This is a genomic window from Streptomyces sp. NRRL F-5122 (genome assembly GCF_001507435.1).
GTDB lineage: Bacteria > Actinomycetota > Actinomycetes > Streptomycetales > Streptomycetaceae > Streptomyces > Streptomyces lannensis.
The window spans coordinates 73,078-83,903 of sequence record NZ_LMWH01000245.1 but is presented as its reverse complement, the minus strand read 5'-3'; the positions used below and the strand labels follow the sequence as shown (position 1 = coordinate 83,903).

Annotated in this window: 11 protein-coding genes, 1 tRNA gene and 2 pseudogenes; 6 read left to right on the top strand and 8 right to left on the bottom strand. The window is 67.7% G+C overall.

Annotation, left to right across the window (positions count from 1 at the left end):
• Window positions 1-441 precede the first annotated feature (441 nt).
• The 3 genes and pseudogenes from ADL25_RS29780 to ADL25_RS52275 all read left to right on the top strand — a co-directional run bounded on the left by ADL25_RS29780 (window position 442) and on the right by ADL25_RS52275 (window position 2,227).
• Complete coding sequence (locus ADL25_RS29780) at window positions 442-780, top strand: ArsR/SmtB family transcription factor (RefSeq protein WP_059130959.1); 339 nt, start codon at window positions 442-444, stop codon at window positions 778-780.
• A complete protein-coding gene (locus tag ADL25_RS29775; RefSeq protein ID WP_059130958.1) occupies window positions 777-1,484 on the top strand; it encodes a cation transporter in 708 nt (235 codons plus the stop codon). The genes ADL25_RS29780 and ADL25_RS29775 overlap by 4 nt, the downstream gene beginning before the upstream one ends.
• Window positions 1,485-1,587: 103 nt before the next feature.
• Window positions 1,588-2,227, top strand: a pseudogene (locus ADL25_RS52275) (PP2C family protein-serine/threonine phosphatase).
• A gap of 64 nt (window positions 2,228-2,291) precedes the next feature.
• On the opposite strand, the gene ADL25_RS29760 reads toward ADL25_RS52275, so the two are convergent.
• The 7 genes and pseudogenes from ADL25_RS29760 to ADL25_RS29735 all read right to left on the bottom strand — a co-directional run bounded on the left by ADL25_RS29760 (window position 2,292) and on the right by ADL25_RS29735 (window position 7,441).
• Window positions 2,292-2,669: an ANTAR domain-containing protein gene (locus tag ADL25_RS29760; RefSeq protein ID WP_079050649.1), complete on the bottom strand. Its 378-nt coding sequence runs from the start codon at window positions 2,667-2,669 to the stop codon at window positions 2,292-2,294.
• 762 nt (window positions 2,670-3,431) lie between these two features.
• A complete protein-coding gene (locus tag ADL25_RS29755; RefSeq protein ID WP_420711377.1) occupies window positions 3,432-3,620 on the bottom strand; it encodes a DUF7660 family protein in 189 nt (62 codons plus the stop codon).
• A gap of 60 nt (window positions 3,621-3,680) precedes the next feature.
• Window positions 3,681-3,857, bottom strand: a pseudogene (locus tag ADL25_RS50800) (IS982 family transposase); the annotation flags it as partial.
• 245 nt (window positions 3,858-4,102) lie between these two features.
• The gene (locus ADL25_RS51620; protein ID WP_267889283.1) at window positions 4,103-4,228 is read right to left on the bottom strand and encodes a hypothetical protein; all 126 of its coding nucleotides are present in this window, start codon (window positions 4,226-4,228) and stop codon (window positions 4,103-4,105) included.
• On the bottom strand, window positions 4,225-4,893 hold the full coding sequence (locus ADL25_RS29745; protein WP_059130953.1) for an ABC transporter ATP-binding protein: 669 nt from the start codon (window positions 4,891-4,893) through the stop codon (window positions 4,225-4,227). Before ADL25_RS29745 ends, ADL25_RS51620 begins: the two co-directional genes overlap by 4 nt.
• Window positions 4,894-4,921: 28 nt before the next feature.
• On the bottom strand, window positions 4,922-6,913 hold the full coding sequence (locus ADL25_RS29740) for a bacteriocin-associated integral membrane family protein (protein WP_159045029.1): 1,992 nt from the start codon (window positions 6,911-6,913) through the stop codon (window positions 4,922-4,924).
• A 237-nt stretch (window positions 6,914-7,150) separates the two neighbouring features.
• Complete coding sequence (locus ADL25_RS29735; protein WP_059130951.1) at window positions 7,151-7,441, bottom strand: lactococcin 972 family bacteriocin; 291 nt, start codon at window positions 7,439-7,441, stop codon at window positions 7,151-7,153.
• 525 nt (window positions 7,442-7,966) lie between these two features.
• On the opposite strand from ADL25_RS29735, the gene ADL25_RS49915 reads away from it, so the two are divergent.
• Both ADL25_RS49915 and ADL25_RS49910 read left to right on the top strand, forming a co-directional pair.
• The gene (locus tag ADL25_RS49915; protein ID WP_181923050.1) at window positions 7,967-8,119 is read left to right on the top strand and encodes a helix-turn-helix transcriptional regulator; all 153 of its coding nucleotides are present in this window, start codon (window positions 7,967-7,969) and stop codon (window positions 8,117-8,119) included.
• Between the two features lie 342 nt (window positions 8,120-8,461).
• Window positions 8,462-8,659, top strand: a complete 198-nt coding sequence (locus tag ADL25_RS49910) for a hypothetical protein (RefSeq protein ID WP_234381085.1) — start codon at window positions 8,462-8,464, stop codon at window positions 8,657-8,659.
• 174 nt (window positions 8,660-8,833) lie between these two features.
• Here the strand turns inward: ADL25_RS49910 and ADL25_RS29720 are convergent.
• Window positions 8,834-8,909, bottom strand: a tRNA-Arg gene (locus tag ADL25_RS29720).
• A 306-nt stretch (window positions 8,910-9,215) separates the two neighbouring features.
• Here ADL25_RS29720 and ADL25_RS29715 point away from each other — a divergent pair.
• Window positions 9,216-10,823: a dynamin family protein gene (locus ADL25_RS29715; RefSeq protein ID WP_181923049.1), complete on the top strand. Its 1,608-nt coding sequence runs from the start codon at window positions 9,216-9,218 to the stop codon at window positions 10,821-10,823.
• Window positions 10,824-10,826 lie beyond the last annotated feature (3 nt).

Sequence of the window (10,826 nt, the reverse complement as noted above, 5' to 3'; positions counted from 1 at the left end):
TCACGACCCACGCGACGATGCCACCGTCCTGTGCCTGGACTGGCCCGGGCCGTGAGCACCTCGGCAGCCGCTTCACCGAACCTCGACCGACGATCCTGACACCGTCGTGGCGCGAGTCGCCGTGGGTTCAAATCACACATCCACCGCGCAAGCGAACAGCCGCTGACCAGGCGTTACGGTCAGGGCTGCCGCGTTGTGCGGTGCCCGCTCGACACCGTGATTCCCCACGGTTCCCCGAGCGATCGGGCACGGATGGGGCGCGGGCACCTTCTGATCCACAGCTCTATGCAGAACGGTCGCTGGTGGTCATATCGGCGCTGCCTGGGGCAGAGAAAGGCGACTCGGTTCGTCGACGGCTGCCGTGGTTGCGGCACTCCGCTGCCGTACACATCATCACGATTCACGATTCCCTGAGTTCAGGATTCCATGTACTGTCTTGGTGTGCTCACCGTAGCTCCCGACATCGAGGTGCTGGCCCGCTTCGGCCGCGCGCTCGCCGATCCGATCCGCTGCCGCATTCTGCTCACCCTGCGACAAGCCCCGGCCTACCCCGCCGATCTTGCTGATGCGCTCGGCATTTCACGCACGCGCCTGTCCAACCATCTGGCCTGCCTGCGGGACTGCGGCCTGGTCGTGACAGTGCCGGACGGTCGACGCACCCGCTACGAACTCGCCGACGAACGCCTCGGCCACGCACTGGATGACCTGCGGACCACCGTGGTGGCCGTGGAAAGCGACCGTACGTGCCCCGACGCCGACGAAAAGGGCTGCTGCCGATGACCGCGATATCCCTTGGCCCATCGCCCTCCCGACGCGATGGGCTTGCCCGCCGAATACGTCTGCTGGTTGCCGCGACCATCACCTATAACGTCATCGAGGCGGTCGTGGCCATCTCGGCCGGCACCATGGCGTCCTCCACCGCGCTGGTCGGCTTCGGTCTCGACTCGATCATCGAAGTGTCCTCTGCGATCGCCGTCGCCTGGCAGTTTTCCGCCCGAGTGCACGCCGTGCGGGAAGCCCGCGAGAAAACCACGCTGCGGATCGTCGCCGTCTCGTTCTTCGCGCTCGCGGCCTACGTCATCGTCGATGCAGTGCGCGCTCTGGTCGGCTCCGGTGAGGCCGACCGTTCCATCCCTGGCATCGCCCTCGCCGCCCTGTCGCTGGCGATCATGCCGTTCCTCTCCGCGGCCCAACGTAAGGCCGGACGCGAACTCGGCTCGGCCTCCGCCGTCGCCGACTCCAAGCAGACCCTGCTGTGCACCTACCTGTCAGCCGTGCTCCTGGTCGGCCTGGTCCTGAACGCCACCGTCGGCTGGTCCTGGGCCGACCCGATCGCCGCCCTCGTCATTGCCGCCATCGCCGCCAAGGAAGGCCGCGACGCCTGGCAGGGCAAGGGCTGTTGCGCTACGCCACCTGCAACGCCTGCGAGCAACAGTGTCGAGGACTCGTGTGGATGCAGCCCCGGATGCGCTTGCTGCAACTGACCGCAGGAGCGCCACTGCCTCACGTCGAGCACCGTCGGTGCAGGTTCAGTGGTGGCGAGCGAGCTTGACCGAGGGAAAGAGCAGGATCACGGCTGGCACGGGGATGGGCACCGTCTCGGAGAACACTCCGGCCGGCAGCCCGCCCGGCAACGCACCTGCAATCGACCCTCCGGCCATGGTCATGGGTGATGTCGCCGGCCACGACATCCAAGCCGCCTCCCGCATGAGCGAACTGCGCAACATGCTCCGGGCCTTGGCGGTCGACCGCCCCGACGAGTCCCCGGGCCAGATCCTGCGTCGCCTGGACACTGCCCAGGCCCGCCTGACCCTCGCGGACTGCGCCACCGCGATCCTCGCCCGCCTGCACCGAACCGCTGACGGGGCCTGGCAGGCGTCCTGGTCCGTTGCAGGTCCCCCCGCCCCTGCTGATCACCGCCGACGGTAACGCGAGCTACCTCACCGGGGGACACGCCATGCTCCAGGGGCTCCGCCCCACCGAGCGCCCCACCACTCAGAGCTCTCTGCCTGACGGCGCCACGCTCCTGCGCTACACGGACGGCCTGGTCGAATCGCGAACCCGTTCCCTCGACGACGGCGTGACTCGCCTACGTCAGCACGCCACCACCCACCGCCACCTACCTCTGCACCGGCTGTGCGCCGAACTCGCCCACGATTCCGGTGACACCCGCGACGACATCACCCTCATCGCCGTCCGTACCCCCATCCGGCCGCAGTTCGGCTGACCGCTGAAACGGGCGCACGCTCACACGCGGTGGGGTTTCACCGACACACGAGGCTGCACGAATATCAGGCGCCGCGGCGTTCACCCATCGCCGGCTGGTCTGCACGGACGGGCGAGTCCTTGAACCGGGTCAACGCTCGCTGCAACTCATTCCGTTCGGCGTCCGGCAAGCTGCCGCCGCGGGCGAATTTCAGCACATCCTCGGCGACGACACGCAGCTTCGTGTTGGTGTGCTGCGAGACGGCCCGAAGCGTTCGCCACGCTTCGTCGGGTGGAATCTGCCCGAGAACCACCAGGGCGCCCATGGCCTGATCGATGATGGCGTGGGAGGTCACGGCGTGTTGAAGCTGCTCGTTTTCCGCCTGGAGACGCTCGTTCTCCGTCGCGAGGTCGGTGGCGGACATCTCTGGGGAGCGGTGCTTGGAGACTGCGAAGAACGCCATGAGACCACCCGGTCAAAGGGGGCGGGACCCTGTACAGCTACCCCGCTTGCATGGGGATAGTTTCCCGCACGCAACCTTTACCTGCGACCTGGGAACCCTTCACGCCGCACACGCGAGGGCTCTCCGCTAACGGTGAACGGAGAGCCCTTGCGACGGGGCACGCTTCCTGACCCCGCTCTTGGCGAGTAGCCCTCGCTCTGCAACCTAACCTGGCTCGCCGATGTCAGCCGACTCTTTCTCGGCTCGCCACGACCGGCCGACAGCCGTGAGAATGCATGAGGTGTACCTGCCGGATGGCGCAGGAGCCGAAGCGGGTCTACGGCACGACCTGTTACTGGATCTTGCAGGGCAAGTGCCTGGCTGGTCCCCACGGCGGCTCCCGGTCTGAAGAAACGACTCGAAGCCGCCGGAGACCGGTCCCGTTCGCCCGAGGTCGGCTGACTCTCCCGGCGGAGAACTTCGCCGCGTATTTGCCGCAGCCACCCGCAATAACCCGGTGACAGCCGGACAGCCCGGCGCCTTCCCTTGTTCTTCGGGGGAGTGCCCGGGGCTTCGCCGTGCCGCGTCGCACCTGCTCCGACCAGCAAAAAGGCCCTCCCGGAGGGAGGGCTCTCAGTGGCGCCCCCGGCAGGACTCGAACCTGCGGCCAAGCGCTTAGAAGGCGCCTGGCGGGACGGATACCACACCTCCGCTGACCCGGGTCTTCTGCTGAACTTGATGTCCCGTCGACTGGTCTTCGACACGCATTCGACCCGGCTCGGTCTACTCGTACACGGTCGCCGCTTGCAGAGCTCGTGCGAAGAACTTCCAGTCACCGCCGGGCGGCATCTCCAGGCCGCTGTTGGTGTACCAGCCGTCTGCGTCGTCGATCCAGCCTGCCAGGGCTTCCAGAAAGCTCGCAAGGCCCGCGTTCTCCCACAAGCTTCCGCCCTCGGAGTGACTGCGACGCAACGAACGAAGGCGGCCAGGTCTTCTCAGCTGTCGACGTGACTAGATGACTGATTCCAAGGGTTAGTGGTCGTAGTCGGTCAGGGACCGCGGGACGGGCCGGCCGGTGTGGTGGTTGTGCCATGTCGCGGCGGTCAGGGCGAGGAGTCGCTGGAGGATGCGGACTGCCCGGTCACCGGGTGAGCGGCCGCCGTGCCGTTCCAGGCCGAGCCGGCCTTTGAGGGTGTCGTTGACGGGCGAGGTGGTCTGCGCGGTCCGCCCCGAACCGGCGCAGTAGCCGTGCCGCCCCCTGCTACGAAGCCGCCCCGTCAGTCCGTACGGCGAGGCGGCTTCAGCGTGTTGGACACCGTCCAGATCATCCGCCCCGGCATCGCTACCAGCCGGGGTGGGCGGCGGCAGCCCCGTGCCCACCCCGGCTCCGCAGGTGCGTGTAGGACTGCGGCGGCCCTGGATCACTTCGCACCACGCACCCGGGCCCTGTGCCGTCAGAAGACCGTCTCTGCGATCCGACCCGCGAGGGTGAATGCGTGTGTGCCGTAGACGGCGAAGACCGCGATGGCGGCGAGGACGATCAGCCCGAGCGGGACAGCCCAGCCGAGACGAATCTTCATGCGTGCTCCTTGTTCTTGACGGGCCCCGGCTCCGTCGCACTTCCGACAGCCAGTACGGTGTCGCAGCGGTCTCGGACGGCGTCGTTGTGGGTGGCGATGACCACGGCGCAGCCGTCGTCACTCATCGTGCGGAGAATATCCACCACCAGGGTGGTGTTCTCGTGATCGAGGGCGCCGGTAGGTTCGTCGGCCAGCACGAGGGCCGGTTCCTTGACGATGAGGCGAGCGAGCGCAACGCGCTGCTGTTCGCCGCCGCTGAGCCTATGGACCTGCTCCTTCTCACGGCCGTCGAGCCCGACACGTTTGAGGGCGTCGGCGACGGTCGGGGAGCCTCCTCGCTTCCTGCGCGGCTTCATGGCTACTTCGAGGTTGGCGGCGACCGTCGCGTTCTCGATGAGGGCGTAGTTCTGGAAGAGATAGCCGAGGACATCGCGCCGGTAGCGCCGGGCCGCGCCCGGTCCGAAGCCCGTGATGTCCTTGCCCTCGTGGTGGATCGCTCCTGTACTGGGGCTGTCAAGAAGCCCGAGACAATTGAGCAGGGTCGATTTGCCGGACCCACTCGGGCCGACCAGCGCAAGCAACTGACCGCGCTGGACGGTGAAGTCCAGGCCGGACCAGAGGGTTCGGGGGCCGTAGGACTTGCCGAGTTTTTCGATCTTGATCATGCGCTGGCTCCGGGAGAACGGTGCGATGTCATGCTTCTGCCGCCCCTTCCTTGACGATCCGGCGGTGGAAGACCGCCAGTGCCACGACAACCGCCGTGACCTCGACGGCGACGAGCAGGGCGTTGGCGGTGAGATCGAGGCCGGTGATCTCAATGAGGGCAGTGGGCCGCGCCGCTCCCAGGGCGGCCCGCTCAAGGTTCTGCTGGTTCTCCCGCCATATCTGGAACGGCATCCAGACAGCGAGAAGAACGGCCAGGACACCCTCCAAGGCCAGGAGAGAGCGGTGGGTGACGGGGAACCGCCAGCCGCTGATGTGCCGGGCGAAGATGGTCTGTGCGTTCTTCCGGGCATGGACGATGCACGCTCCCACGCCAGTAATGAGCAGGACCGATATCGCTACCGCCAGGTTGAAGAGCTGAAGCCTGAAGTCGGCGACGAGGTCCCGGAGGTTGAGGGCGGCGTTCTGGCCGACCGGGCTCATGCCGGTGACGTAGGTCTCCAGGTGGTACTTCGCGATTCCGGCCGTGACATCGTCCGGGTCCTTGAAGACGAGACTCTGCTGCGAGGCGTAGGACATGTACCCACGGTCACTCATGTAGGGAGACCCGTCGGGAAAGACGATGAGAACGGGATCTTGTACGAAGGACTCGTCCGCATCCGGGTTGGTTCTCCGCTGCAGCCGACCTCGGGGGTTGTAGGTGAAGAGACGTTGACCGTCTTCGATGGAGACAGCGGATACCCGCTTGCCGGGGACCTTGCCCGGTTCGTTCGGGTTCAATGTCTCCGGGACCATGGCGGCGAGCCGGTCGGTGTAACGGCTCAGACCCTTGGGCACCAGCAGCCGTATCCGGGTGCGGTCGGCTGTTGTCTCGGGAAGGCGCCGACCGCCCGCGTCGAGGACCGGCTGCGCGGCGAGATAGGACTCGTTGACCAGAAGAAGATCACGGTCGGGGAGTGCGGCCCGGTTGGCGGAATCCCGGAAATGCCGGTGTCCGACGACAAGAACCTGTCCGTTTTTGTCCGCCTGGCGCAGCCACCCCCCTACCTGATCGGTGAGCGCCTTCAAGCCGCTCTCGCTTGCGACACTGCCGTTGAGAGCGAGCGCCGTCGTGTCCCCGATCTCGCGGTAGGTTTGGATGCTTGATTCACGGGCCATGATGTTCTGGCCAGCCAGGACGACGTCACCCGTGATGCCCACCGCGAGCAACAGGGCGGGAATCCGTACGAGGTAGGTGCTCACCGAAGCGGTACGGGTGGGCAGTTCACCCTTGAGGGCGCGCAGCAGCTCGGCCCGGAAGGTCAGCTGGAGGACGATCGAGTGGGCCGTCAGGGCGACGAGGCCCAGCGCGGCGGCGAACCCCAAGGCCACGAGAGCGAAGGTCCCGATCCAGGCCAGCCCGTTGTACCAGGCCAGCAGAAGGAGGACCAGGGCGGTCACGACCAGGAGTGCGGCCATCCAGAAGACGGCCAGCTGACGGAGGTCCCGCAGGAGTATCCGCCCGAAACTTCTGCCCTGCAGCCGTTGGACCCCGTACGCCTTGGCGCTGAGCATGACGCCGGCACCTGTCATCGTCACGACGGCCAGGGCGACGACGAAGAAGGAGCGGAGAAGAGCGCTGCCGCTGTAGACCGGAGTCAACTGGTCGATGGAGTAGGGGTGGTATACCGCGGCCTCGAATCCGAGGCCTGCCAGGACCTGGACGAGTCCGCCGGCGGCTTGGTCCGGTCCGAACACGTAGTAGTAGCCGCGGGGATCGCGATTGCCGAGTTCGGCGATGGGGTGCACCTCGGTGCTGTAGTCGCGGTCGAACGCGGGGTAGCCATCGCGCAGCCAGTCGGAGCGGGGCCCGCCGGCGGTGAGATAGAGGTGTCGACGGCTGTACGGCGCCTTGAGATCGGGGGTCTCACGGGCGATTGTCGCCCGGTGGGTATCGGCGAACTCCGTCAGCACGTGGGTGACCTGTGCACCGCTGGTCGCACCGTGCGAATCCGTCACCCATACGACAGCTGAATGCCCCATGGCCCAACGCCCATCGAGGTCTCGGATGAACAGAAAGGCGAGTACTGCGGAGAACACCAGCACAGCGGCGTGAACGAACTTGATACTTCGGTGCAGCATGAACGACCCGGGATCGGGGAGCGCGGCTCCGGAAGGGCAGAGTCAGACAGGTGACGGGCCGTCCGCGCGAGACCTGGCGTCTGCGTCCGCGGGCGACCCGCTCACCCTGTGGTCAGCGGGCGGGCAGGCCCGCCCGCATCAGCAAGAGGTGTTGTAGTAGGCCTTGTTCCCCGACAGCGCCACGTCGGCCTGCGCGAAGGACCAGCTGCCGCTGGCTGCCTCGTCACTGTCGATGTACTTACCGACGGCGGTCGAGCCGTGGCACTTGCTCCCGTGGTAGTAGTCCGACCACACGATCGCCGTTCCGGCTCCGTGGTCCCAGGTGCCGCCCTCCGCCGGGTAGGTGATGGTCGCCAGCGCCGGGGTGGCAGCCGCGATGACCAAGGCGCCAGCTGCCAGGCTAGCCTTCAGACCACTCTTGATCTTCATAGTCAACCCTCAAGTCGTCATGTGGAAGTCAATGGATGACATGGCCATGCAGATGATTCAAGATCGTCGCCCCCCCGGCTAGATCATTTTTCGGTCACCTTGCGGTTGACGGATCGTCGCGTTCAGGCGAGAGCCAGAAGCCTTGGCGAGTGGCTGGAACGCGCTGGGGCAGCGTCCGCGCGGCGCGGAGTTGGCGCGAAGCAGGCGCTCAGCGCGCCCGGCCGGCGACCGGCCCCGTTTCTGTTTCCCCTGGTCAGGGCGCTATAAAGATGACGAACGGTGACTTTGTATTCAGCGTCACTCACTGCCTGGCGGGCCGGATGCCCAGCAGACCGAGGCGAACCGCAGGCATCCGCACGGGACCGGCTCACCGGCCGCGCGACTGCTCAGCCTCCGCCGCTACGTGGTCCGCCCACGCTGGGCCGCTCACGGGGTGGACGGCCACCCGGCTTCGACGAAGACCGGTACCAGGAACACGACACCATCGAGCGGGCGATCGACCGGCTCAGGCGGCCGCGACGGACCATGCTCACTCTCGCGGAGGTCTGCGAGGAACTGGCCGTCTCCCGCTCGACCTTCTACGACTGGCGGGCCGGACGCCGCGCGCCGCGCTGCATCAAGCTCCCGAACGGCCTGCGGCCCACGACCCGAGGAAGCCGTGGCCATGCGGGTGGATGACGTGACCCTGCCCGAGCCCGACGCCGACGACCAGTGGTGCGAGGTGCTGATCCACACGGCGACCCCGGCGGTCGGCAAGCAGTGCACCGACCCGGGGGAGATCCACGAACCACGCGAGCTGAAAGGTCGTGCGGAGGGTGAAACACGCACGGTGCCGGGGCATCCCGCCCTGACACGCATCCTGCGGCAGCACATCGCGGACGAACAGGTCAGGCCGGGTGATCTGCTCTTTCAAGATGAGAACGGCGGCATCCTCGCCGGTTCCGTCATCCGTCGGGCGTGGCGCAGCGCGCGTAGGGTCGTGCTGCCCCGCACATGTTCGACTCGCCCACCGGGCGGTGCGTGTACGACAACCGGAACACGCGCCTCACGAAGTGGCTCAACGACGGCATCCCGCCCGCCCGGGTGGCGGAGTGGGCCGGGAACAGCGTCGCCGTGCTCCTGTCCACTTGTGCCCGCTGCATCGACGGGCAGCTGCCGGACCTGAAACGGCGGCTCGAAGCTGCGGGCGACCTCCCTGAGGTGCCGGGCGCCGGCTGACCTCCGGCCGGGAACTTCGACACGTATTCGACACGGCCACCCGCGAAAACCCGGTGACAGCCGGACAGCCCCGGGACGTTCCCTTGATCATCGGGGGAGCGCCCGGGGCTTCACCGTGTCGAGCTGCATCCGCTCTGACCAGCAAAAAGGCCCTCCCGGAGGGAGGGCTCTCAGTGGCGCCCCCGGCAGGACTCGAACCTGCGGCCAAGCGCTTAGAAGGCGCCTGCTCTATCCACTGAGCTACGGGGGCCGGTGTGGTGGCCTGTCGTGGTGCCCGGGTGTGGGCCGTTCCGTGACCTTGCCGGGGACAAGGATAGGGCTCTCCGCTCCTCGTCCCTGGTGCTTCACCTCCGTGGCTCGATGTGGAGGTTCAGTGAAGCGGTCCGATAATCGCAGGCAGGTGCGAATCCTGCATCGCTTTTGACGCCTGGCGCCCCGGGTGTTGTGCACTCGTTATGCCTGCGTCCCAGTCGCGCCTTCCGTCCCTTGTGTCCTGTCGGCGCGCAGGAACGCACATATGCTTCATAAAGCCAACAAAAGCGGGCATTCTTCGCATGTGGTGACCTTGGACGTACGGCCTCAGCTGCTCGACGCACTCTCCGCTCTGCGTGAGCGTGTCGCCGCCGCACGCTTCCCGCTGCCCCTGATGGGGGCTCCACGCGCGCGTGCGAACCGCGACGAGCTCCTCGCGCAACTCGACGACTATTTGGTGCCCCGGCTGAGAGAGCCTGAAGCGCCTTTGCTGGCCGTGGTCGGGGGCTCCACCGGAGCGGGCAAGTCGACCCTCGTCAACTCCCTCGTGGGGCGCAAGGTGAGTGAGGCGGGCGTACTGCGGCCCACGACGCGTACTCCCGTGCTCGTCTGCCATCCCGCAGATCACCACTGGTTCAGCGGCATGCGCGTACTGCCCGATCTCACCCGCGTCTGGGTGCCGCATCAGGAGACCGGCGACGATCTCGAGGGGGTCGGCGGGCGCGAGGAGCGGCTGCTGCGTATCGAGACCGCCGACACGCTCCCGCGCGGACTCGCCCTTCTGGACGCGCCCGACATCGATTCCCTGGTCGCCGACAACCGGATGCTCGCCGCGGAGCTGATCACCGCCGCCGACATCTGGGTCCTGGTCACCACAGCCGCCCGGTACGCCGACGCCGTCCCGTGGCATCTGCTGCGAACCGCCAAAGAACACCGGGCGACGTTCATCACGGTGCTCGACCGGGTGCCGCACCAGGTCGTGTCCGAGGTGTCGCGGCAGTACGGGGCCCTGCTCACCAAGGCGGGACTCGGCGCCGTGCCCCGCTTCACCGTGCCCGAACTGCCCGAGTCCGCCTGTGGCGGCGGGCTGCTGCCCGCCACCGCCGTCGCGCCCCTGCGGGCCTGGCTCACCCTCCAGGTGAGCGATCCCGCCGCCCGGGAGACGGCCGTGGCGCGTACGGCGCACGGCGTGCTGAACTCGCTGAAGTCGCGACTGCCCGAGCTGGCCGGCGCGACCGCCGCGCAGTACGCGGCAGCATTGAGGCTCACCGCGGCCGTCGACACGGCCTACGACGGCGAGTACGCGCGCGTGCGGAGTCGTCTGGACTCGGGGGCCGTGCTCGCCGGCGACGCCCTGAAGAGGTGGCACAGCTACCCGCTGGACTGCACCGCGGGCGAGCTGCTGGACGCCCTCGTGGAGAGCCTGGGCTCCCTGCTGCTGTGCGCCGTCACGGCGGCCGACGAGCGCGTCGACGAGGCCTGGCGGCGTGAACCGGCCGCCGAGGCAGCCGAGCTGACCAATCGGGATCCGGCCCTGGAGAACGCCGAGCACCGCATCGGGATGGGCGTACGGCGCTGGCGCCGCGTCCTCGAGGAGTACGCCGAGGAAGCGGTCCGCGACATCGACAAGAGCGTCGCTCCGGACACCGAGGTGGTGTCCGCCCTTGTCGCCACCGCACTTCTCGGCGGACGCCGGGCGGGGGCGGCGGGCGAGGAACTCGCCGAACGGATCGGTGCCCAGGGTGCCTTGCGGCTGCGTGACCGTGGATCACGACTGCTGTCCGAGTATCTCGACCGTGCGCTGCGCACGGAGCGTGAGCGCCGCCTCGCCCCCCTCGACGCCCTCGGTGTGCACGCCGAGCCCCAGGCCGAACTCATCGCCGCGCTGTCCGTACTGCAGAAGGAGAGGTGACCA